We start from the raw sequence: 23,536 nt of genomic DNA on the forward strand, positions 1-23,536 counted from the left end.
TCTGAACTTGTAGATGCAATTTCTTAAGAATCTTGAGCCTGCCTGTTGGGCGGAATTACTTGTGCTGCCAAAGGGCTTATTAGCGTTTGAGCCTATAGTATAACAAAACAGCGGAGCTGAATTGATTCAAGTCAGCAAGAACACGCATACAACGCTCTGTACTTCGCAATTTACTGATTCATACGGCTTTTACAAGATATTTCCGGTTCGTTACCGGCAGATTTCTATCTTGTTAATTGCCTGTTTTATGAAAGTTGGCAAAGCGAAGGCAAAAAAAACCCCACCTTTCGGCGGGGGAAGACAGGGATGGTGTCTATGGCAAGGAAAAACAGGGATCTTACTCGGTCTTGCTGGTACTACTCGTCTTCTGGGCAGAAGGGGTTTGTAAGCCAGATAACTGCTGTTGCATCTGTTCAATGCGCTGCTCGTGTTTCTGGTTCAGTACGTTCTTTTGCTCAGGCGTCAGCAGATTAAACATCTGGTTGCGGATGCGGGCCATTTCGACCTGGCGATCCACCTGTTCCTGAGCCATTAATTCGGCTTGTGCACGCACAGCTTTCTGGTCAAATTTTTCAGCAGTAACCAGTCGGTGCATCGTTTCTAACTGTTCTACATTTATATCAGGCAAATCTTTTCGCGCCTGATGCATAAGGTCACGCATTTGCTGACGTTGTTGCTCCGTCAGATTTACACCATCAAACATGGTGTTGCGTTCCTGAGGCTTATCCAACATCGTGCTATTATGTTCTGCTGGCATCGCCGACATCGGTTTTGCACCCTCTGCTAAAGCGACACCTGAACTCAGTGTCAGTAGCGTGGCCAAACCTAGTGAAGCTGCCTTAAACATCACACACTCCTAAAAGTCTTTATCGCTCATCGCGAATCATTGAAAAGCAGTCTAAACCTGCTGCTGCAAACAAGCGTCAGTGCTTGTAAAAGTACGTAAAGTCATGGAATAGCGGCAATTGATGACGTATTTTGCGTCTAGAGGTAAATACAATGAATAAAATTTTGTTAGTTGATGATGACCGTGAACTGACTTCACTTTTGAAAGAATTGCTCGAAATGGAAGGCTTTAATGTTGTGGTTGCTTACGACGGTGAGCAGGCATTAGAGAAAGTTGATAACACTATCGATCTGCTGTTGCTTGACGTCATGATGCCGAAGAAAAACGGCATTGAAACCCTTAAAGAATTACGCCAGCGTCATCAGACGCCAGTGATTATGTTAACCGCGCGCGGCAGTGAGCTGGATCGCGTATTGGGGCTGGAACTTGGCGCCGATGATTACCTGCCAAAGCCGTTTAATGACCGTGAACTGGTCGCACGAATTCGTGCAATGCTGCGCCGTTCCAACTGGAGCGAACAACAGCAGACCACTGAAAACAATGGTTCCCCAACGCTGGAAGTCGACGGTTTGCAGCTGAACCCGGGGCGTCAGGAAGCCAGCTTTGACGGTGAAGCGCTGGATTTAACCGGTACTGAGTTTACCCTGTTGTATTTACTGGCAAAACATCTCGGCCAGGTTGTTTCCCGTGAACATCTGAGTCAGGAAGTACTGGGGAAACGTCTGACACCGTTTGACCGCGCCATTGATATGCATATTTCGAATTTACGCCGTAAATTGCCCGATCGTCAGGACGGACATCCGTGGTTTAAAACCCTTCGCGGACGCGGTTATCTGATGGTTTCTGCTTCATGATAAACAGCCTTACGGCACGTATTTTTGCCATTTTCTGGTTCACATTAGCACTGGTGCTAATGTTGGTATTGATGGTGCCGAAACTCGATTCACGCCAGATAACGCCGTTGCTCGATAATGAACAACGGCAAGGCCTGATGATTGAACAACACGTCGAAGCTGAGCTGGTGAACGATCCGGCAAATGATTTGATGTGGTGGCGCAGGCTGTTCCGCGCGATCGACAAATGGGCGCCGCCGGGCCAGCGCTTGCTACTGGTCACCAGCGAAGGCCGGGTGATTGGCGCGCAACGCAATGAAATGCAAATTGTGCGTAACTTTATCGGGCAGTCTGATAATTCAGACCGTCCGAAAAAGAAAAAATATGGCCGCGTTGAAATGGTTGGCCCGTTCTCGGTGCGTGACGGCGAAGATAACTATCAGCTCTATCTGATGCGTCCGGCCAGCAGTTCCCAGTCCGACTTCATTAACCTGATGTTTGACCGACCGTTGTTGCTGCTGATTGTCACGATGCTGATCAGCGCCCCGCTGCTGCTCTGGCTGGCGTGGAGCCTGGCGAAACCGGCGCGTAAGTTAAAAAATGCGGCGGACGACGTGGCCAGGGGAAACCTCAAACAGCATCCGGAGCTTGAAGCCGGACCGCAGGAATTTCTCGCCACAGGCGCCAGCTTCAATCAGATGGTGAGCGCTCTCGAACGCATGGTGACCGCACAGCAAAGGCTGATTTCGGACATCTCGCATGAGCTGCGCACGCCACTGACGCGCCTGCAACTGGCAACTGCGCTGATGCGTCGTCGTCACGGTGAAGGCAAAGAGCTGCAACGTATCGAAAACGAAGCGCAACGTCTTGATAGCATGATCAATGACTTACTGGTGTTATCACGCAGTCAGCATAAGAATGAGTTGTCGCGGGAAACGCTGAAGGCCAATGAGTTATGGGCCGGTGTTATTGACGACGCGCAGTTTGAAGCCGAGCAAATGGGCAAAACGCTGGAAGTGACCTCACCTCCGGGTCCGTGGAAACTCATCGGTAATGCCGCCGCGCTCGACAGTGCGCTGGAGAACATCGTGCGTAACGCCCTGCGTTATTCGCATCACCACATTGCACTGAACTTCGCTCACGACAGCGACGGGATCACCATCACCGTGGACGACGACGGTCCTGGCGTCAGTGAAACCGATCGCGAACAGATTTTCCGCCCGTTCTATCGCACCGATGAAGCACGCGATCGTGAATCTGGCGGTACCGGCCTTGGGCTGGCTATCGTCGATACGGCGGTTCAGCAGCATCGCGGTAAGGTCAGAGCCGAAGATAGCCCGCTGGGCGGCCTGAGGCTGATTATCTGGCTGCCACTGCACCAGCGTTAAGTTTCTGCTATTCTGCGTCCCTCTATCAGGGGGACGCATGCTTAACATCGTTTTATTTGAACCAGAAATCCCGCCAAATACCGGCAACATCATCCGCCTGTGTGCCAACACCGGATGTCAGCTTCACCTTATCGAACCTTTAGGTTTCGGCTGGGACGATAAACGCCTGCGCCGCGCCGGGCTGGATTACCACGAATTCGCCAGCATCAAACATCATGCGAATTATGACGCCTTTCTCACCAGCGAAAGTCCGCAGCGCCTGTTCGCGCTGACCACCAAAGGTACACCTGCGCACAGCGCGGTGAGCTATCAGGACAATGATTTTCTGGTGTTTGGTCCCGAGACGCGCGGTCTTCCGGCATACATCTTAGATAATCTGCCTGCCAGTCATAAAATCCGTATTCCGATGCTCGCGGAAAGTCGCAGCATGAATCTGTCGAATGCCGTGTCTGTGGTGGTGTATGAAGCGTGGCGCCAGCTGGGATATCCGGGGGCGTTGCTGAAGGAATGAATCTGAAGGGGATAAAATAAAACGATGGCATGCACAGGCATGCCATTTTTGTGTCAGATACCGTCGCCGAATTCAAAACCCTGCACGATACCGTTGAAGTGTTGATCCATATCCATCGAAGGACGCTCGCTCTCCGGCCTGCCGACAATACGCGCGGGCACACCTGCAGCCGTGGTATGGGCGGGCACTGACTGCAAGACCACTGACCCTGCTCCAATCTTAGCCCCCACGCCGACCTCAATATTGCCGAGAATCTTCGCGCCCGCACCAATCATGACACCTTCACGAATTTTCGGATGTCGGTCACCACATGTTTTACCGGTACCACCGAGCGTAACGGATTGCAGAATAGAGACGTCGTTTTCCACTACAGCCGTTTCGCCGATAACAATACCTGTGGCGTGGTCGAGCATAATGCCGCAACCAATACGCGCCGCAGGGTGGATATCCACGCCGAAGGAAACGGAAATCTGATTCTGGAAATAAATCGCCAATGCTTTGCGGTCCTGCTTCCACAGCCAGTTGCCAATGCGATACGCCTGTAGCGCATGGAATCCTTTCAGATAAAGCAGCGGCGTGGAGTATTTATCGACGGCAGCATCGCGCTGATGCACTGCCAGAATATCGCGCGCGGCGGAGAGGATCATTTGTTCGTCGTTGCGATAGGCTTCTTCGACGACTTCACGGATCGCCATCGCAGGCATGATCGGGTTGCCCAGTTTGTTGGCCAGAATATAGCTCAACGCACTGCCCAGCGTTTCATGCTTAAGCAACGTCGCGTGGAAGAAGCTCGCCAGCATAGGTTCACACTCAGCCAGTGCTCGCGCCTCTGATTTAATGTTATTCCAGACCAGTTCTAATTCTTCTAACGACATCACTGTTCCTTACGACTTTGCAGGTTCGGATAATAAAAAGCCGCCCTGTGGGGATCTCCGACAAGGTGGCTATGCTACTTATCGCCGGTCAGTGGCTGTGTTTTTCGTCCTTGCTCGCACGGGCAAGTAAATTCGTGGCGGCTTCACGGGCATCTTTACCGCAGTATAGGACCTGGTAAATCTGTTCCGTAATAGGCATTTCAACGTTATGACGCTGCGCCAGTACCCGTACTTCTTTGGTGTTGCGATAGCCTTCAACAACCTGACCGATGGTGTTCTGCGCGGTCTGAACATCCATCCCCTGCCCCAGCATAATACCGAAGCGGCGGTTACGTGACTGGTTGTCTGTGCAGGTTAACACCAAATCACCCAGACCTGCCATGCCCATAAAGGTGGCAGGATCGGCACCCAGCGCGGTGCCGAGGCGGCTCATTTCTGCCAGACCACGGGTGATCAATGCCGTTCTGGCATTTGCACCAAAACCAATGCCGTCAGACATACCGGCACCGATGGCAATCACGTTTTTAATCGCACCGCCCAGCTGCACGCCGATGAAATCGGGGTTGCTGTAAACGCGGAAGCTTTTGCCACAGTGCAGCAGTTGCTGTAAATCGTCAGCAAAACTGGCATCCGTGGCCGCCAGAGAAATCGCCGTCGGCATTCCCGCCGCCAGCTCTTTGGCAAACGTCGGGCCAGAAACCACGGCTAACGGGATGGTATCGCCGAGTTCTTCACGCGCGACATCCTGCAACAGACGTCCGGTTTCTGCTTCCAGACCTTTGGTCGCCCATACCACACGCGCATCAGCACGCAGATGGGGTTTCAACTGACGCAACACGTCACCAAACACATGACTCGGCACGACAACCAGCACATTGCGGCTGGCCGCTAACGCGACGGACAGGTCAGTTTCGAGCAACAGATTGTCGGGGAATGGCACATCAGGAAGGAATTCCTGATTACAACGGGCGCGTTGCAAGGCGTTGATGTGGTCGGGATTGTGTCCCCACAGCACAACGGGATGGCCATTTCTGGCAAGGGTAATTGCTAAAGCGGTGCCGTACGAGCCGGCACCGATTACAGTCATTGACGCATTGACGGTTTTCATCAGGCATCCTGATGTGGTTCAGCACCTTCGGTTTCAGCTTGCTGTTGCAGATAGTTCATAAACAGCGCGTCGAAGTTGACAGGTGCCAGATTCAGTTGCGGGAAGGTACCGCGGGAAACCAGGCTGGTGATGCACTCACGGGCATACGGGAACAGAATGTTCGGGCAGTATGCACCCAGGCAATGCGCCATCTGGTTGCCATCAATACCGGAGATGCTGAAGATACCACCTTGCTGAACTTCGCACAGGAACGCAGTTTCGTCGCCCAGTGAAGACGTTACCGTTACACGCAATACGACTTCGTACACGCCTTCAGCCAGCTGGCTGGATGCGGTATCAAGATCCAGTTTCACTTCTGGCTGCCAGTCTTTCTGGAAAACCTGAGGTGCGTTTGGCGCTTCAAAAGAGATGTCTTTGGTGTAAATACGCTGGATCTCGAAAGACATCTCGGTGTTATTTTGTTCTGACATGTGAGTAGTACCCTTGAGTTAAAAGTCCTTTAAACACTTAATGAAAATACGCAGCCGCCCCGATTACCCCAGCAACGGGTCGAGACCACCGCGTGCATCAAGTGCATGTAAATCATCGCAACCGCCAACGTGCTGTCCATCGATAAAAATCTGAGGAACGGTTGAGCGACCGCTACGGGCGATCATCTTTTCACGTTTATCCGCATCGCCATCAATCGCGATTTCATCGAATGAAGCGCCTTTGCTGTTAAGCAGGGCTTTCGCACGATGGCAATAAGGACAGGTTGCCTTGGTGTAGATTTCAATTTTAGCCATGGGTTCCACCTCTAAGTCGTAGATTTTAATGCCGTTGCGATTGGGCTGAGATCTTATTTACCGCGCGCCAATGGCAGATTTTCACTGCTCCAGCCGCTGATGCCTTCTTTCAACGTGAAAACACGTTCAAAACCGGCTGCGATCAGGCCTTCTGCCGCTGTACGGGAAGTCTGGCCTGTTGCACATACCACAATAACCGGCTGCGCTTTATGTTTAGTCAGCTCACCCAGATTATTGCTTTTGATGTCTGTGGTCAGCACATTCAGGGACGTGGCGATGTGGCCTTTGCGGAACTCTTCACGCGTACGCACATCGACAACGACGGCATCTTCTTTGTTGATCAGGCGGGTTGCTTCACCACGGGTGATCTCTTTTACTTTAGAAAAACGTGTTTTAAAGGTGGTCACAATTACTGCAATCAGTAACGCAACCCACGCCAGGCTGAGAACCGGATGCGCACTGATGAATGGCATAATATCTTGCATGGGGTGTAGCAACTCCCGTCAGTTAGGGGAAAATTCAAGGCTTCAGAGTATACCTGCGCGTCGGAGCAAATACAGCCAGTAAGCACGGGCTAATGCCACAATCTGCGGCACATCCCGAAAAATTAACACGCCTTTATGATGAAAGTTAACCCTCACCTCACCCCATCTTTGATCTCTCACGGCTATTCGCCTCGCGCACTGGGGTAAAATCAGCCCGCCTGAATGCACATAGCCGCGCCTGTTTACGCCTGTTCAGCCGGCGAGGCTATTGAGCATTTCATCTTTCAAACTGAGGTCAATTGACATGTCGAGCAACAAAAAACCGATGGTTCTGGTGATTCTTGATGGTTACGGCCATCGTGAAGAACAACAAGACAACGCGATTCTGAATGCCAAAACACCGGTCATGGATAATCTTTGGGCGACCCAACCCCATACGCTGATCGCCGCATCCGGTCTGGACGTCGGCCTGCCTGACGGCCAGATGGGCAACTCCGAAGTCGGCCATGTCAATTTAGGTGCGGGTCGCATTGTGTATCAGGATTTGACCCGCCTCGATAAAGAGATCAAAGAAGGCGATTTCTTTAATAATAGCGTACTGACCGCCGCTGTTGATCGCGCCGTCAGTGCAGGCAAAGCAGTTCACATTATGGGGCTTCTCTCTGCGGGCGGCGTTCATAGTCACGAAGACCACATTATGGCCATGGTCGAACTGGCCCATCGTCGCGGCGCAAAAGCGATTTACCTGCATGCTTTCCTTGATGGCCGCGATACGCCACCGCGCAGCGCAGAATCCGCCTTAAAACGTTTCACTGAGAAATTCGCTGAGATCGGCACAGGCCGGATTGCATCAATCGTTGGCCGTTACTACGCCATGGACCGCGATAATCGTTGGGATCGCGTACAACTGTCCTATGACCTGATGGCTGAGGCAAAAGGCGCGTTCACGGCCGATAACGCACTGGCAGGTCTGCAAGCTGCGTATGCCCGTGATGAAAATGATGAATTTGTGAAACCGACCGTATTGCAGGCTGCCGGGGAAGAAACCGCTGCGATCAACGATGGCGACGCGATGATCTTTATGAACTTCCGCGCCGACCGCGCACGCGAAATCACCCGCGCGTTCATCAGCCCGGACTTCGACGGCTTTACGCGCGAAAAAGTGATTAACTTCGGCGATTTCGTCATGCTGACCGAATATGCTGCCGACATCGACGCAGCCTGCGCGTATCCCCCTGCATCCCTGAAAAATACCCTGGGTGAATGGCTGATGGCGCACGACAAAACGCAGTTGCGCATCTCCGAAACTGAAAAATACGCACACGTGACCTTCTTCTTCAACGGCGGTATGGAAGATGCGTTTACCGGCGAAGACCGTATCCTGGTGAAATCGCCGAACGTGGCAACTTATGATCTGCAACCGGAAATGAGCTCCGCAGAGCTCACTGACAAACTGCTGGGCGCCATTGCCAGCGGCAAATACGACGCCATTATTTGTAACTATCCGAATGGCGACATGGTCGGCCACACGGGTGTTTATGAAGCAGCCGTCAATGCGGTGGAAACGCTGGATAACTGTGTTGCGCAAGTGGTTGACGCCGTGAAAGCCGTTGGCGGCCAGCTGCTGATCACAGCTGACCACGGTAACGCAGAGCAGATGCGTGATCCGGCCACCGGTCAGGCGCACACCGCGCACACCAGCCTGCCAGTCCCGCTGATTTATGTTGGTGGCAACGCAGAGGCCGTGGAAGGCGGTAAACTGTCGGATATCGCACCTACTATGCTCTCTCTGATGGGAATGGAAATTCCGCCAGAAATGAGTGGCAAACCGCTGTTTATCGCACGCTAATTTCCTTAAAAGCCCTGAAATACAGGCGTATCTGCTCGGGCAGGTACGCCTTTTTTGTTTGTGCATCAGCCGGTTGATTAGTGTTACGATACGGCCAGGGACAGCCATATTGTCTATCATCCACGGTCGACAAGCGGAAAAAAGTTTGAGCAAATTCATTCATTTCAGCCTGATGAGAAACCGCCTTTCCGCTTCGGACAAGGTCGTATCCGCCTTCCCATCTTCAGCCTTATTGCTTTGCGCCTCTTTACTGACGCTCTCTCTTACTGCCCATGCTGATGACAATAAAGATCAGCTCAAAACCATTCAGCAAAACATCGCAGAAAAAGAGAAAAGCGTTAAACAGCAGAAACAACAACGCGGCACGCTGTTGCAACAATTGCAGGCGCAGGAAAAAACCATTGCTTCGGCCAGTTCCCAGCTTCGCAGCACACAATCGACGCTGAGTACCCTTGGGAAAGATATCTCCGGGCTGACGCTGTCTATCGACAAATTGCAGAAACAGCAAAAAACGCAGGAAACCATTCTCGCCAAACAGCTCGATTCCGCATTCCGCATCGGTCAGCATAAAGGCCTGCAACTCCTTCTCAGTAGTGAAGAGGGCGAGCGCAGCGAGCGGATCCTGGCCTATTTCGGCTATCTGAATGAAGCCCGCCAGAAGACCATCGAAGAACTCAAACAAACGCGCACCACGCTCGGCGAACAGCGGGTTTCGTTAGAGTCCAAACAAACCCAGCAGAAAAGCCTGCTAGGCGAGCAGCAGACTCAGCAGCAAAAGCTTGAGCAAGCTCGCGCAGCGCGCAAACAAACGCTGACAGCGCTCGAGTCTTCTTTGCAAAAAGATGAGCAAAGCCTGACCGAACTGCGTGCCAACGAATCGAGCCTGCAAAACAAAATTGCGGCCGCTGAGCGTGCCGCAAAAGCCCGTGCTGAGAAAGAAGCGCGCGAAGCCGCCGCCGTGCGGGCGAAAGAGCAGCAAGCGAAGAAAAAAGGGTCCACCTACAAACCGACGCAAAGCGAGCAATCGCTGATGGCGCGCACCGGCGGGCTGGGAAGGCCATCCGGACAGAATATGTGGCCGGTTACCGGTTCGTTGATACACCGTTTCGGCGAACAGTTGCAGGGTGAACTACGCTGGAAAGGAATTGTAATTTCGGCACGTGAAGGCAGTGATGTGCGTGCAATTGCAGAAGGCCGCGTCATTCTGGCGGACTGGTTACAAGGCTACGGGCTCGTTGTGGTGATCGACCACGGCAGGGGTGACATGAGCCTTTACGGATATAACCAGGATGCGCTGGTCAGCGTGGGCGATCAGGTGAAAACCGGTCAGGCCATTGCCAAAGTAGGGAACAGCGGCGGACAAGGCCAGCCATCGCTGTATTTTGAAATTCGTCGTCAGGGCCAGGCCGTTAACCCACAGCCGTGGTTGGGAAGATAGCATTGCAATATAAAAAGTCCGTTTTAGCTGCCCTTTGTGGTACTGCGTTATTCGTTTGTCAGGTTCAGGCAGCGAAATTATCCATTCTGATTGATGACTTTGGTTATCGCCAGCATGAGGAAAACCAGGTACTTCAGATGCCAAAAGCGGTATCCGTGGCGATTTTCCCCAATGCACCCGATTCGCAGATGATGATGAACAAGGCCCACCAGCAGGGGCGTGAAATTCTGATCCATCTGCCGATGGCGCCGCTGAGCAAACAACCGCTAGAGAAAAATACGCTGACTCCCGGTATGAGCGCCGGGGAAGTGAAGCGCATAGTCGATCAGGCGATCGCCAACATTCCCTACGCGATTGGCATCAACAACCACATGGGCAGCGCCATGACCTCCAGCCTGACCGGTATGGAAAACGTCATGCAGGCCATGAACGCTCACAATCTGTTCTTCCTCGACAGCATGACTATCGGCAATACCAAGTCGGTCCAGGCCGCTGAGGGAACCCGTGTGAAAGTCATTAAGCGCAACGTCTTTTTAGATGATGTACAAAATGAGGCTGAAATTCGTCGTCAGTTTGAGCGCGCCATTCAACTGGCACGCAAAAACGGCTATGCGATCGCCATAGGCCATCCGCATCCCACGACGGTGAAAGTACTGCAACAAATGCTGCCGAATTTGCCTTCCGATATCGTGCTGGTGCGGCCAAGCGATCTGCTCAATGAACCAATACGCAGTTCAGCCTCTGCGGGTAAACCGCCGAAGATCACACCGGCCAAATCAGCTGCTAAAGGCATCAGCGTTTGTCGCGTGAAACATCCTGTTGCTCAGATTTATGCGGATAGCATGTTTAAAGTCATCGGTGAAAGTCTGGCGACGACGCCGGCCGTCCTGTTCATCGAGCGCCAGTATCATGCGTTGACAACGTTCCCACACATGCAGGGATCCGCGCCGGTTGAACCGGCAACAGAGATAAACCCTGGCCCAAAAAATAAATGAGAATTCAACCTATTGATAAACATGATTTTAGCACCCAAAACCAAATAGGTAGAGCTTAAAGAATTTGCCCCCTATAATGGGCGCTGCATGTTTTTGGATTCAGACTGCGCAGGGGCGCTCACAAATGGGACAAGATCGATCTAAAATTCTGCTGCTCGACAGCGGCAAAGAATGGGGAGGTGGCACTAACAGTATGTTAGAGCTGCTGAAAAGAATCGATCGGGAAAAATTTGAAATTAGCTGCTGCTTTTACAATGATTATTCGCGGGATAATGGGGAAACCATCAGCCAGATATTGAACTCGCTGAACATTCCCGTCTTCTTTATCCCGCAGGTTAAACAACCTGCCTGGGCAAAAATCACTAAAGAAGTGCTGCGTACCCTGTTTTTCTTCAGTAGTCATCTGCGTCAGAAAGCCATTTACTCCGTTGATAAAGTCTGGCGAATCAACCCCAACATTCGCAAGATCCACTCCCTGCTCGAGCTCGGCCAGTTCGACATTCTGTATATGAATAATCAGCCCAGCTCTAACGTTGAAGGGTATTATTCCACCGCAGGTTTGCCGACGGCTATTGTGCAGCATTGCCGCATTGAGCCGGTGCTGAACCGCGATGTCGTGCGCATTGTGAATAAGTTCTGCCACAGCATTATTTCTGTTTCTCAGGGCGTGCAGGAACAGTTGCTAAAGCGCGGAGTGCGCAGTGAATTATGTTTTACCGTTTTCAACGGTATTGATATCAATCAACCCTTGCCCGATGGCGCCAATATCCGCAAGGAATTGGGCGCGACCGATGAGACTTTCATCTTTGGCAGCATCGGCTCGCTGATCAACCGTAAAGCACATCATTTCACCTTGCTGGCACTGGATAAATTTAACCGGGCTTTCCCGGAAGCAAAATGGATGATGGTATTTGTCGGCGAAGGGCCAAATTTACGTCGCCTTATCCAGCAGGCTGCAAGCCTTAACATGATGGATAAAGTGGTCTTTACCGGTTTTCAAAGCAACGCGCTGGAGTATCTGTCCGCGTTCGATGCCTTTATTTTAGGGTCGAAAAGCGAAGGACTGCCGCGTGTTGTTTTAGAATCGATGCTGCTGGAAACGCCGGTCATTGGCTCCAACGTAACCGGTACCGCTGAACTGGTAAAGAACGCTGAAACAGGCATGTTATTTGAGTACGGCGACGTTGAAATGCTCTTTAACCATATGAAAACACTGTATCTCAACGAGCATCTTCGTAACGAGATAGCACAGCAGGCGAACGCCAATGTTCGCGATAAATTTGCCATTGAGAAATATGTCTCTGGCGTTGAAACCGTTTTAAGCAGTGTCAAAAAGAAACAAGGCTGAACATGTTCAAATTCCTGAATTCAAAATATCGTCACATTCTTTCGCGCCACAATCTGCCTTATTCGCAGACAGTGACAGCAGGCTTGCCTGAGAACAGCGTGACGTCCGTGGTAATCCCTTCCGCGGGCGCTGACTATATTGAAGAAGCCTGTTTGTGCGCAGAATTTGCTGACAAATTTGCCACCCAGCTGCAGGAAATTGTTATCGTGACCGATCAGGACGCCAGCCAGTTCAGGCCGCTGCCGGAAAAAGTCCGCATTGTGACGCTGAACCCGGAGACAAAGTCTGGCGATTATCGCTATAAGCAAATTTATCTCAGCCGTTTGATCAAACTAATGGCTCCTTTGCAGGCCAGAACCGACGGTATTTTGATGATCGATTCTGATTTGAACTTGCTGAAGATGCCTGAAATTCAGCTGCATGAAAATCACATTTACTCGAGCTTCCGTCAGGGAAAAATGATCGCAAAACTCGACGGATGCGATCCGGCGATCATTCCGGCTTATTACAAAGACAGCGTGCGGCCTTACATCGTTGATCACGTCAACGGCGCATTCTTAGCCGCAACGCGTAAAACCTGGGAACGTTTGTGTCCGCTGTGGATTATGTTCTTCCGCGACACCTGGAATATTCTGCCTGACAATCAGCCGCCAACGGATCAATTACCGCTTGCCGCGATGCTCGATACGCTGGACATTAAAAGCGTCAATTTAGGCGACTGGATGAACTGGCCGGTGTCGAAGAAAATTGGTGGCACGCCGTCAATTATCCCCAAAGAAGTGATTGGCGCACACGGTGGTTTCCCGCTGACTGAATGGCAAAAGTATCTGGCCTCGCCGGATAACGAGTTATTGTTCAAGGGGCAGGATTACACGCGCAAAGTCCGTTATCTGACGGATGCTGAAAAGCAAACGGCGGATCCGGCAGTTTAAATTTTTTGCCAACCATGAACAGAAGGCCCGCTGATTTAGCGGGCCTTTGTCATTTCAGAGAATGTTACCAGTCCAGGATCACTTTTCCGGAATGGCCAGAACGCATGGCGTCGAAGCCTTTCTGGAAGTCATCAATCGGGAAATGATGAGTAATCAGTGGCGTGAGGTCTAATCCCGACTGGATCAGCGCCGCCATTTTGTACCAGGTTTCAAACATTTCACGGCCATAAATCCCTTTGATAAACAGCCCTTTGAAGATCACCTGATTCCAGTCGATCGCCATTTCAGCCGAAGGAATACCCAGCATCGCAATACGGCCACCGTGGTTCATCGCACTGAGCATGCTGCGAAAGGCGGCGGGAGCGCCTGACATTTCCAGGCCGACATCAAACCCTTCGGTCATGCCCAGCTCTTCCATCACCTCAGGCAGGCTCTGCTGGCTCACATTGACCGCCCGCGTAACGCCCATTTTGCGCGCCAGTTCCAGCCGGTATTCGTTCATGTCAGTAATGACCACGTGACGCGCGCCGACGTGTTTGCAAATGGCCGCGGCCATGATGCCGATCGGCCCGGCGCCGCTGATCAACACATCCTCGCCAACCAGATCAAACGACAGCGCGGTGTGCACCGCATTACCGAGCGGGTCGAAAATCGCGGCCAGATCATCTGAAATGTTGTCAGGTATTTTAAAAGCATTGAACGCCGGCAAAACGAGATATTCCGCAAATGCCCCCGGACGGTTAACGCCCACACCCTGCGCATTACGGCAAAGATGCGTGCGACCCCCGCGACAGTTACGGCAATGCCCGCAGGTGATGTGCCCCTCGCCGGAAACACGGTCACCCAGAGTGAAGCCTTTAACTTCCTGCCCGATCCCGACCACTTCGCCGACATACTCATGCCCGACCACCATCGGCACCGGAATAGTTTTTTGTGACCATGCGTCCCAATTATAAATATGCACATCAGTGCCGCAGATCGCCGTTTTGCGGATTTTGATCAGCAAATCGTTGTGCCCTAACTCCGGCACCGGCGCATCGGTCATCCAGATACCTTCTTCACGTTTCAGTTTTGCTAACGCTTTCATGGACACTCCTCAGGCGATCACGCCAAGTTTTTTGCCGATACGGGTGAAGGCGTCAACGGCTTGTTCGATCTGTTCCGTGGTATGCGCCGCGGACATTTGGGTACGAATCCGCGCCTGTCCCTGTGGCACCACCGGATAAAAGAAACCGGTAACGTAAATGCCTTCCTGTTGCAACTGAGCGGCGAAATCCTGCGCCAGACGCGCTTCGCCGAGCATGACCGGGATAATGGCGTGATCGGCACCGGCCAGCGTAAAACCGGCAGTGGTCATTTTTTCGCGAAACAGTTTGGAATTGGAGAGAAGCTTCTCACGCAATTCGCTGCCTTTTTCGAGCATCGACAAAACTTCAAGAGACGCAGCAACAATCGACGGCGCCAGAGAATTCGAGAAGAGATAGGGACGCGAGCGCTGACGCAGCCAGTCGATCACTTCCTGCCGCGCCGCCGTGTAACCGCCAGATGCGCCACCCAGCGCTTTGCCGAGCGTGCCGGTGATAATGTCCACGCGGCCCATGACGTCACAATATTCGTGTGTTCCCCGACCCTCGGCGCCGACAAAGCCGACGGCATGGGAATCATCGACCATCACCAGCGCATCGAAACGCTCGGCCAGATCGCATACGCCCTTGAGGTTGGCAATCACGCCGTCCATGGAAAAGACACCGTCGGTCGCGACCAGAATGTGCCGCGCACCCTCATCTTTCGCCTGCTGTAAACGCGCTTCCAGCTCCGCCATATTGTTGTTGGCATAACGATAGCGTTTGGCTTTGCAAAGACGCACACCGTCAATTATCGACGCATGATTAAGCGCATCGGAGATAATCGCATCTTCTTCACCTAACAGCGTTTCAAATAAACCGCCGTTAGCGTCGAAACAGGAGGAATACAGAATGGCATCGTCCATACCGAGAAAATCCGCCAGACGATGTTCGAGTTGTTTATGCGTATCTTGTGTGCCGCAGATAAAACGCACCGAGGCCATGCCAAAACCGTGGCTGTCGAGCCCGGCTTTCGCGGCCTGGATTAATGCGGGATGGTTCGCCAGCCCGAGATAGTTATTCGCGCAAAAATTAATGACCGGCTTACCACCGGCAACCGAAACCTCTGGCTGCTGCGGCGTGGTGAGAATGCGTTCTTCCTTAAACAATCCATCAACCCGCGCCTGATCGAGCTGGTCTTCCAATTGGCGATAAAACGAAACAGACATACAGTATTCTCCTGAAATGACTCATTCACGGAATACATTACTAATCTGTATATGAAATAACGATGAAAACGCTCACAATATCTTCATTTTGCAGCATAGTTCACGCCTTACGCCCTGAAACATAAGAATGCGTGTTATCGGACACCTTCCCAATGTGAGCTTCATAATGAAGTGTTATGATATTGCCAACTGTATAAATCACGCATGGTGCGTGATTTTAAAATGATTAAAGGTGAGTCCCATGATAATCGTCACTGGCGGCGCTGGTTTTATCGGCAGCAATATTATTAAATCGCTCAATGATATGGGATATCGCGATATTTTAGTGGTCGATAACCTGAAAGACGGCACCAAATTCGTCAATCTGGTCGATCTGGATATTGCGGATTACTGCGATAAAGAAGACTTCATCGCCAGCATCGTTGCCGGCGATGATCTGGGTGATATCGACGCAATCTTCCATGAAGGCGCGTGCTCGTCCACCACGGAGTGGGACGGCAAATACATGATGGATAACAACTATCAGTATTCGAAAGATATCCTGCATTTCTGTCTCGACCGTAGCATTCCTTTCCTGTACGCCTCTTCCGCTGCGACCTACGGCAGCCAGAGCACCAGCTTTGTTGAAGAACGTCAGTACGAGCAACCGCTGAACGTGTACGGTTACTCTAAGTTCCTGTTTGACCAGTATGTTCGTGAAATTTTGCCGCACGCTGAATCTCAGATCTGCGGTTTCCGCTACTTCAACGTTTATGGCCCACGTGAAGGTCATAAAGGCAGCATGGCCAGCGTTGCATTCCATCTGAATAACCAAATCAACGCCGGTGAGAATCCTAAATTGTTCTCTGGCAGCGAAGGGTTTAAACGTGATTTCATCTATGTAGGTGATGTGGCGGCGGTAAACCTGTGGTTCTGGCAGAACGGCGTTTCCGGTATTTTCAACTGCGGCACCGGCCGTTCAGAATCTTTCCAGGCTGTAGCGGATGCCGTCGTGGCCTATCACAAATCGGGCGATATCGAATACATTCCCTTCCCGGAAAAACTGAAAGGTCGTTACCAGTCTTTCACGCAGGCTGATATGACGGCTCTGCGTAAAGCGGGTTATGACAAGCCGTTCAAAACGGTTGCCGAAGGTGTGACGGAATACATGAGCTGGCTCAACCGCACAGTCTAAGAACCGCACATTGAGGAATGGATTAACGGTATGAAAATACTGGTAATTGGGCCGTCATGGGTCGGTGACATGATGATGTCACAAAGTCTTTACCGCACCCTGAAAGTGGCGCACCCGGACGCACAAATTGACGTGATGGCACCCGCATGGTGCCGTCCGCTGCTCGACAGAATGCCTGAAGTGAATCAGGCGCTGGCGATGCCGCTGGGTCATGGCGCACTGGAATTGGGTGAGCGCCGCCGTCTGGGCATTTCTCTGCGCAACGAACGTTATCAGCGCGCCTACGTGTTGCCCAACTCGTTCAAATCCGCGCTGGTGCCCTTCTTTGCGCGCATTCCTGTGCGCACCGGTTGGCGAGGCGAAATGCGCTACGGCCTGCTTAACGATATACGCGTGTTGGATAAGGCCGGTTTCCCCCTGATGGTTCAGCGCTACGCCGCGCTGGGATACGATGCTGCGCAAATCCGCACAGCCGCAGATCTGCCGCAGCCAATTCTGTGGCCGAAATTGCAGGTCTCTGAAGCAGAAGTCATTGCCGTTAAAAGGGCATTATCTGTCAATAATGACCGGCCTTTAATTGGTTTTTGCCCCGGCGCAGAATTTGGCCCGGCAAAACGTTGGCCGCATTATCATTACGCAGCGTTAGCAGAAAAACTGATCGCCGAAGGCCAACAGGTGGTTTTGTTTGGCTCCGCCAAAGACCATGCCGCAGGCGAGCAAATTCGCCTTGCGCTGACTGAAAACGCACAGCCTTTCTGTCTTAATCTGGCCGGAAAAACCTCGCTGGATCAGGCGGTAGTGATGATTGCTGCCTGCAACGCCGTTGTCAGTAATGACTCAGGCCTGATGCACGTCGCAGCTGCGCTGGATAAGCCCCTTGTTGCGCTCTACGGCCCAAGCAGTCCTGATTTCACACCACCGCTCAGCCATCAGGCAAAAGTTATCCGCCTGATCACCGGCTATCATAAAGTCCGCAAAGGTGATGCTGAAGAAGGTTATCATCAAAGCTTGATCGATATTCAGCCAGAGCAGGTGTATCAGGAACTAAACCTGTTACTGAGCACAAGGAAGGAGCAGTAATGCGGGTTCTCATCGTCAAAACATCGTCAATGGGTGACGTATTGCACACGCTTCCTGCACTGACAGATGCGTTACAGGCTATTCCGGGGATCCGCTTTGACTGGGTCGTCGAAGAAGGTTTTACACAGATCCCGGGCTGGCATCCGGCGGTCGATCGCGTGATTCCGGTCGCCATACGACGCTGGCGAAAAAACTGGTTCGGGTCTGAAACCCGTCAGCAACGCTGTGACTTCAAACGTGAAGTTCAGTCTCAGACTTATGATGCCGTCATCGACGCACAGGGTTTGATCAAAAGCGCAGCACTGATCACCCGCGTCGCTAAAGGTGAAAAACACGGGCAGGACTGCAAAAGTGCCCGCGAGCCCTTTGCCAGCTGGTTCTACAATCATCGTCATGAAATTGATAAGAAACAGCATGCGGTTGAGCGCACCAGAGAACTGTTTGCCAAAAGTCTGGGCTATGAGAAACCCTCCGCTCAGGGTGATTACGCCATCGCGGCACGCTTCCTGTCACACCTTCCCGCTGATGCAGGTCAGTATCTGGTATTTCTCCACGCGACGACGCGTGCAGATAAACACTGGCCGGAAGCACACTGGCGGGAGTTAATCGGCATGCTCAGTGCGCAACAACTTCGCATAAAACTTCCCTGGGGCGCAGAGCACGAGTATCAGCGAGCGCTGCGTCTGGCGGAAGGTTTCCCGCACGTGGACGTTCTGCCAAAGTTAAGCCTGGAAAAAGTCGCCGAAGTACTGGCTGGCGCGAAAGCTGTCATCTCCGTCGATACCGGCTTAAGCCATCTGACTGCGGCACTGGATCGTCCTAATATCACGCTCTACGGACCCACAGATCCGGGATTAATTGGTGGTTACGGACAAAATCAGTTCATCCTGAAAGCTGAGAAAAACTCGCTGGAAAATCTGCCGGCTGAACGCGTATTTGAGCAGCTGAATGCCGTGATGTCCGTCGAAAAGGAAACGAACTGACCATGAGCTACGTGATAATTTTTATCTTGCTGTGGCCGTTCAAAATGCTGATGAAACCTTTTCATCGACGTACCGGGCGCAATCTGGTGATCCAAACCGCTAAGATTGGGGATTTCGTTAATATTACGCCGCTCCTGAAGCATTTAAAGAAATCTGACGTACTGATCAGTAAAACGGTTTTGCCGCTGGCAGAACACGATGCAACGATTGATTCCATTTATCTGATTGAAGATTACAAAAAATCCTTACTCAGTAAGATTCGTCTCGCATTCCATTTACTCAATCGCTACGACAACGTGTATCTGCTTCAACCAAACAGTGTGAATGCTTTCTATGCCGCATTCTGTAATGCGGCGGGAAAAGCTTTTCTGATCGCATATACCCGCAAGTGGTACCACAGCATTTTTTATCAGACCGCAGATATTGTTCGCCTGCACAGAAAAACAGATTTCACTCTGGAAAGTTACCTGAAACTGGCCGACCCCGCGTTTACCGCCGATAGCTACAAAAAGCATGCTACCTGGCCATTGTGGGTTCCGGAACAAACGCTGCCAGCACTGGCAAAGAATCAGCAGATAAAAATCGGCATCAGTATTTCTGCAGGGAACAAAGCAAAAACCATTCCGACTGATGTATGGATAAAAATTCTCAATTGTCTGCACGGTTTACCTTGTCAGTTTTACGTTTTTGGCCCTGAGAATGAACAACCCTATCTCGACCAGCTCCTCGCAAAACTGACTGACAGTGAACACATTATCAGTCTGATTGGTCAGTTAAAATTACATGAAGTGCCTCATGCCATCTCGCAGATGGATGTGTATATCGCTTCTGACTCGGGTAATATTTATATCGCCGATGCCGTAGAAACGCCGGTGGTTTGCCTCGCAGGCCCTTGTGATTTGGCTGAACAACATCCGACGTTTGCGCCGTTAATTTTAACCCCGGAAGATCCAAAGCTCGCGCCGGAATCCTTTATTTTCTCAGCGCCTTATACGTTCAGACACAGCGCGGAAGAACTCTTTTCGCTCAGTGATGTACAGTTGAATCAGATACGTTCTTTTGTCATCAGCAAAACAGGTCAGGAACAGAACCATGCCTAATCAGGAATACCTGAGTTATCTTGAGCACAAAGAAGAGCTCGTTAACAATTTAGGGGTTTCAGAATTGCCGGTTGTCCATATCGCCTTCGGCATCAATAACGCGTATGCGCGCGGTATGGGCATCACTGTGTTTTCGATTCTGGAAAATAATCCTGACTTAGCTTTCCATATTCACGTGTTTGGCAGTCCGTTGGATGAAAAATCAAAATCCCGGCTTCTCGAACTGGCCATAGGTCATTCTTTAGCCATCACCTGTTATGTATTCAAAGAGTCTGCATTTGCTGATTTACCGTTAATAGGCCGCTATCCTCAGGCGATTTATTACCGCCTTTTTACACCTTATATTCTTGCTGATGTCACATCAAAATTCTTTTACCTGGATGCTGACACATTATGTTTGGGCAGTTATAAAGAACTTCACGAAAAGGATATCAGCCGTTACACACTGGCTGCGGTAAATGACACCGAGCGGGCGCGTAACAAACTGTGCCCCAACTTAGGCCTGACCAGCGGCAACTATTTTAACTCTGGTTTTTTGTATATCAATATTCCGGTATGGATTAATAAAAAAACGACAGAGAGAATTATTCAGACGTTGGCGATTCATGGAACAGAACTCAAGTTCCCGGATCAGGATGCGCTTAACATTGCTCTTGAGCATGAAGTTTTATTGCTACCTAAAAAATACAACCTTGTCTGCGACATTATCCTCAATAAAGTGGGGAAGAAAACACCCGTTCCGGAGGATACAATCCTGATTCATTACACAGGTAAATGTAAGCCGTGGCATCGTTGGGGAATGGGTGAATTAGCCAGTCTTTATGATCAGTACTATGAGAAATCACCATGGCGTAACGTTCCTCATGACATGCCGGTTTCTTACAAAGAGATGAAACGTTATGCGCAAGCACTCTGGCACGAACGTCAATATATGAACAGCTTACGCTGGATGGTTAAGTATATGAACAGTAAGGTTTTTAGGAATCACTCTTTATGATCAGGAACTCGCTGTCAGCAATTAATAAGATATCCATGGACGATAAACTGGCTGCAATTTTCTTCCTGTTTATATCGATATCCATTTCATTTTTTATGTACTCAGGTGAGGTTACACGTAACTTTTTCTACATCATCACCTATATCGCCATTATCTATTTCATCTTCATTACCTTAAAAAAAGAAAAGAAAATCCATTTTTACCTTTTCTCATGGATTGTTTTTGCATTGGGCCTCAGTAAATTACTTTGGGTAATGTTAACTACAAATGAACAGTATCCGTTAATTGCTTACCATTATCAGATCAGCGGTAAAAGGCTGATCTTGGCAGCCTTTGTCCTTTACGCGATAGAACATAATTTACACAAGTGGAAATTATCCATTCTAACGTTGCGTATTGGTGTCACAATCATGACGTTGCTTTTTATCGTTATTTCGGTTTCGCATATTGTTTTTTATTTAAAAACCGGCGAAAGAATAAAAATCAACTCTGATGCCCCCACATCCGGGGCGTATACCTTCACTATTTTCTCACTTCTGCTGATGTATAGCCTGAAGTACTATGTGCTGAAACACTACAGACTCGCCTGTCTGATTGTCATGACAATGACTTTTGCTGTACTGGCGGCAACAGAAACCCGCTCAGCCATTATGCTGTTTGTACTATTTAGTGCTGGCAGCGTTATTCTCGATTTTGCCAAAAGCTCTCATACCTCGAAAATAATTTACGGCTTCGCTATTGGTGGTTTAATTCTGGCCGGGGCTATCTCTGGACACCCTTATTACAACAGGGTGTTAGACCGTATTGATAATCTCCAAACCGAAATTACCTCCTATAATCAGGGCGACCGCAATACATCTGTTGGTGCTCGTTTTTCAATGTGGCGTGCCGGAATAGATGTATTTAAACAACATCCGCTGGGTCAATCAGCGGATAGCCGTAACGCTCTGGCAACCACCTTCATCAATCAGCATGAAGGCGGTAATCCGGAAGCAATCCGTAACCTGCAATTCCATCTGCACAATGACATTATCGATACGCTCTCCTTGCAGGGGATTTTTGGCGGCATCATTATGCTGTTGTTCTTCGCGGTTTTATTGCTGTATCCCTTCAAACTGGTACCCAAAGGATACGAGTTCTTACTACTCTCGGTGCCGGTAATTTATTTCAGTCAGGGTGATACTCAGTTCTATAATCGTGAATCACCGTATTTTGTTGTGCTGGTGTTTGGTTACTTGCTGATGCTGAGAATGTGTCACCGCATTTCGTCAGAGAAAAAGTGATTTTTACGGGGAGTACGCCAAGCTGACTCCCCGTTTGCTTGTCATCCTTATCAGTGGAAATTGTGGATATGACCCCGACAACGATGCCTGAAGACATCAGGCTTAGCGCGATCATCCCCTTATACAACGCAGGGGAGATGTTCAGAAACTTTATGGATTCGTTGGTCGCGCAGACGCTGAGCAGCCTTGAAATCATCATTGTGAATGATGGTTCAACCGATAATTCCGAGCAGGTTGCACGAGAATATGCCGAAAAACATCAGCATATTACGGTCATCAGTCAGCCTAACGGTGGCGTTTCCCGTGCGCGCAATGCCGGTTTAAATATCGCCAAAGGGCGTTATGTCACCTTCCCCGATGCCGATGACATACTCAATCCGCAGATGTACCAGGCGTTAATTGATATGTGTGAACAGGATGATTTAGATGTCGCACAGTGCAACGGTGAGCGTTACTTCGTCGGGTCGGAAAAAGTAAAACCGATTATTCCAGTTGACCGTTTAACATCCACGGCAGTGATGGATGGTCCCACCTGGCTTAAAACGGCTCTGGCAACCAACCGCTATCTGCACGTTGTCTGGCTCGGTGTTTATCGTCTTGCGCTGATTAAGAAGCACCAGCTCTATTTTGAACCCGGTTTACATCATCAGGATATTCCCTGGACGACCGAGGTCATGTTCAACGCTCAGCGCGTAAGATATACCCAAAAAATACTTTATCGTTATTACATCCATGGGCAGTCAATCAGTAACCAGAAACGTACCGGGATGAAAAATGTTGAGTATCAGAGGCACTACCTAAAGATTGCCAAAATGCTCGATGAGCTGAATCAGCGTTACAAAAGCAAAATCAAAATCTATTCTGAGTTTCCAAGACAGGTGACCCGCGAAGCATTGACCGTGTGTCACTCCGTCCGCCGGGAACCCGATCCTGCCGCGCAAAAGGCCATGATTGACGATATCTACTCCAGCGGCACACGCCAGATAATGATGCGTAATGCGCGTGGCCCTAAGCAGTGGTGGCAATTGTTGCTGTGGCTAAAACGCCTTCACACGCTGCGCAACAAACTCGCTTAAGATGTTTCAGAAAGAGATGATTCTTTTACGTCTGTAACTGCGTTATAACTCATTCACAAACGAAGTTATTTATCTTTCTATATCAGCCAGATAAATAACTTCACAGCATTCGATTCTTCACCTAGAATCAACTCACTATCTTCTAAATCAGATAAT

23 protein-coding genes are annotated in these 23,536 nt (G+C 50.4%); 15 read left to right on the plus strand and 8 right to left on the minus strand.

The window, feature by feature from the left end; genetic code table 11:
* Nucleotides 1–337: 337 nt before the first annotated feature.
* Nucleotides 338–847: a cell-envelope stress modulator CpxP gene (gene cpxP, locus I2123_RS01245; protein WP_112165114.1), complete on the minus strand. Its 510-nt coding sequence runs from the start codon at nucleotides 845–847 to the stop codon at nucleotides 338–340.
* A 152-nt stretch (nucleotides 848–999) separates the two neighbouring features.
* On the opposite strand from cpxP, the gene cpxR reads away from it, so the two are divergent.
* From cpxR to trmL, 3 genes are read left to right on the plus strand one after another with little or no spacing between them, the layout of a single operon-like run.
* The gene (gene cpxR, locus I2123_RS01250; protein ID WP_112165116.1) at nucleotides 1,000–1,701 is read left to right on the plus strand and encodes an envelope stress response regulator transcription factor CpxR; all 702 of its coding nucleotides are present in this window, start codon (nucleotides 1,000–1,002) and stop codon (nucleotides 1,699–1,701) included.
* Nucleotides 1,698–3,068: an envelope stress sensor histidine kinase CpxA gene (gene cpxA / locus I2123_RS01255; RefSeq protein WP_056774544.1), complete on the plus strand. Its 1,371-nt coding sequence runs from the start codon at nucleotides 1,698–1,700 to the stop codon at nucleotides 3,066–3,068. The genes cpxR and cpxA overlap by 4 nt, the downstream gene beginning before the upstream one ends.
* Nucleotides 3,069–3,105: 37 nt before the next feature.
* Nucleotides 3,106–3,579, plus strand: coding sequence for a tRNA (uridine(34)/cytosine(34)/5-carboxymethylaminomethyluridine(34)-2'-O)-methyltransferase TrmL (gene trmL / locus I2123_RS01260; RefSeq protein WP_213051616.1), 474 nt, complete (start codon nucleotides 3,106–3,108; stop codon nucleotides 3,577–3,579).
* Between the two features lie 53 nt (nucleotides 3,580–3,632).
* On the opposite strand, the gene cysE is transcribed toward trmL, so the two are convergent.
* The 5 genes from cysE to I2123_RS01285 all read right to left on the minus strand — a co-directional run bounded on the left by cysE (nucleotide 3,633) and on the right by I2123_RS01285 (nucleotide 6,832).
* Nucleotides 3,633–4,454 carry a serine O-acetyltransferase gene (cysE, locus tag I2123_RS01265; RefSeq protein ID WP_112165120.1) on the minus strand — a complete coding sequence of 274 codons (822 nt, stop codon included), beginning with the start codon at nucleotides 4,452–4,454 and terminating at the stop codon, nucleotides 3,633–3,635.
* Between the two features lie 88 nt (nucleotides 4,455–4,542).
* Nucleotides 4,543–5,562: an NAD(P)H-dependent glycerol-3-phosphate dehydrogenase gene (gene gpsA / locus I2123_RS01270; protein WP_112165123.1), complete on the minus strand. Its 1,020-nt coding sequence runs from the start codon at nucleotides 5,560–5,562 to the stop codon at nucleotides 4,543–4,545.
* On the minus strand, nucleotides 5,562–6,032 hold the full coding sequence (secB, locus tag I2123_RS01275; protein ID WP_213051617.1) for a protein-export chaperone SecB: 471 nt from the start codon (nucleotides 6,030–6,032) through the stop codon (nucleotides 5,562–5,564). Before secB ends, gpsA begins: the two co-directional genes overlap by 1 nt.
* A 63-nt stretch (nucleotides 6,033–6,095) precedes the next feature.
* Nucleotides 6,096–6,347: a glutaredoxin 3 gene (grxC, locus tag I2123_RS01280; RefSeq protein ID WP_056774530.1), complete on the minus strand. Its 252-nt coding sequence runs from the start codon at nucleotides 6,345–6,347 to the stop codon at nucleotides 6,096–6,098.
* Between the two features lie 53 nt (nucleotides 6,348–6,400).
* On the minus strand, nucleotides 6,401–6,832 hold the full coding sequence (locus I2123_RS01285; protein WP_112165129.1) for a rhodanese-like domain-containing protein: 432 nt from the start codon (nucleotides 6,830–6,832) through the stop codon (nucleotides 6,401–6,403).
* Between the two features lie 304 nt (nucleotides 6,833–7,136).
* On the opposite strand from I2123_RS01285, the gene gpmM reads away from it, so the two are divergent.
* The 5 genes from gpmM (at nucleotide 7,137) to I2123_RS01310 (ending at nucleotide 13,394) form a co-directional block, all read left to right on the plus strand.
* Nucleotides 7,137–8,681: a 2,3-bisphosphoglycerate-independent phosphoglycerate mutase gene (gene gpmM, locus I2123_RS01290; protein WP_112165131.1), complete on the plus strand. Its 1,545-nt coding sequence runs from the start codon at nucleotides 7,137–7,139 to the stop codon at nucleotides 8,679–8,681.
* Nucleotides 8,682–8,853: 172 nt separating this feature from the next.
* On the plus strand, nucleotides 8,854–10,119 hold the full coding sequence (gene envC / locus I2123_RS01295) for a murein hydrolase activator EnvC (protein WP_244879905.1): 1,266 nt from the start codon (nucleotides 8,854–8,856) through the stop codon (nucleotides 10,117–10,119).
* A gap of 2 nt (nucleotides 10,120–10,121) precedes the next feature.
* Nucleotides 10,122–11,114 (plus strand): divergent polysaccharide deacetylase family protein, encoded by a 993-nt coding sequence (locus I2123_RS01300; RefSeq protein ID WP_213051619.1) that lies wholly within the window; start codon nucleotides 10,122–10,124, stop codon nucleotides 11,112–11,114.
* 124 nt (nucleotides 11,115–11,238) lie between these two features.
* Nucleotides 11,239–12,462, plus strand: coding sequence for a glycosyltransferase (locus I2123_RS01305; protein ID WP_112165135.1), 1,224 nt, complete (start codon nucleotides 11,239–11,241; stop codon nucleotides 12,460–12,462).
* 2 nt (nucleotides 12,463–12,464) lie between these two features.
* The gene (locus tag I2123_RS01310; RefSeq protein WP_213051620.1) at nucleotides 12,465–13,394 is read left to right on the plus strand and encodes a hypothetical protein; all 930 of its coding nucleotides are present in this window, start codon (nucleotides 12,465–12,467) and stop codon (nucleotides 13,392–13,394) included.
* Between the two features lie 64 nt (nucleotides 13,395–13,458).
* Here the strand turns inward: I2123_RS01310 and tdh are convergent, their stop codons facing one another.
* Together tdh and I2123_RS01320 are read right to left on the minus strand one after the other, a co-directional pair.
* Nucleotides 13,459–14,481, minus strand: a complete 1,023-nt coding sequence (tdh, locus tag I2123_RS01315) for an L-threonine 3-dehydrogenase (protein WP_213051621.1) — start codon at nucleotides 14,479–14,481, stop codon at nucleotides 13,459–13,461.
* A gap of 9 nt (nucleotides 14,482–14,490) precedes the next feature.
* Nucleotides 14,491–15,687 (minus strand): glycine C-acetyltransferase, encoded by a 1,197-nt coding sequence (locus I2123_RS01320; RefSeq protein ID WP_112165141.1) that lies wholly within the window; start codon nucleotides 15,685–15,687, stop codon nucleotides 14,491–14,493.
* Between the two features lie 241 nt (nucleotides 15,688–15,928).
* Between I2123_RS01320 and rfaD the strand changes: the two genes are divergently transcribed.
* The 7 genes from rfaD to I2123_RS01355 all read left to right on the plus strand — a co-directional run bounded on the left by rfaD (nucleotide 15,929) and on the right by I2123_RS01355 (nucleotide 23,380).
* Nucleotides 15,929–16,861: an ADP-glyceromanno-heptose 6-epimerase gene (rfaD, locus tag I2123_RS01325; RefSeq protein WP_112165143.1), complete on the plus strand. Its 933-nt coding sequence runs from the start codon at nucleotides 15,929–15,931 to the stop codon at nucleotides 16,859–16,861.
* Nucleotides 16,862–16,891: 30 nt separating this feature from the next.
* Nucleotides 16,892–17,941, plus strand: coding sequence for an ADP-heptose--LPS heptosyltransferase RfaF (gene rfaF / locus I2123_RS01330; RefSeq protein WP_213051622.1), 1,050 nt, complete (start codon nucleotides 16,892–16,894; stop codon nucleotides 17,939–17,941).
* Nucleotides 17,941–18,924, plus strand: a complete 984-nt coding sequence (gene rfaC / locus I2123_RS01335; RefSeq protein WP_213051623.1) for a lipopolysaccharide heptosyltransferase RfaC — start codon at nucleotides 17,941–17,943, stop codon at nucleotides 18,922–18,924. Before rfaF ends, rfaC begins: the two co-directional genes overlap by 1 nt.
* Nucleotides 18,925–18,926: 2 nt before the next feature.
* Nucleotides 18,927–20,024, plus strand: coding sequence for a glycosyltransferase family 9 protein (locus I2123_RS01340; protein ID WP_112165148.1), 1,098 nt, complete (start codon nucleotides 18,927–18,929; stop codon nucleotides 20,022–20,024).
* Complete coding sequence (locus tag I2123_RS01345; RefSeq protein WP_213051624.1) at nucleotides 20,017–21,021, plus strand: glycosyltransferase family 8 protein; 1,005 nt, start codon at nucleotides 20,017–20,019, stop codon at nucleotides 21,019–21,021. Before I2123_RS01340 ends, I2123_RS01345 begins: the two co-directional genes overlap by 8 nt.
* Nucleotides 21,022–21,056: 35 nt before the next feature.
* The gene (locus tag I2123_RS01350; protein ID WP_244879869.1) at nucleotides 21,057–22,304 is read left to right on the plus strand and encodes an O-antigen ligase family protein; all 1,248 of its coding nucleotides are present in this window, start codon (nucleotides 21,057–21,059) and stop codon (nucleotides 22,302–22,304) included.
* Nucleotides 22,305–22,372: 68 nt separating this feature from the next.
* Nucleotides 22,373–23,380, plus strand: a complete 1,008-nt coding sequence (locus tag I2123_RS01355; RefSeq protein ID WP_244879870.1) for a glycosyltransferase — start codon at nucleotides 22,373–22,375, stop codon at nucleotides 23,378–23,380.
* Nucleotides 23,381–23,536 lie beyond the last annotated feature (156 nt).

This window comes from Rahnella inusitata, assembly GCF_018288855.1.
In the GTDB taxonomy this organism is placed as follows: domain Bacteria; phylum Pseudomonadota; class Gammaproteobacteria; order Enterobacterales; family Enterobacteriaceae; genus Rahnella; species Rahnella inusitata.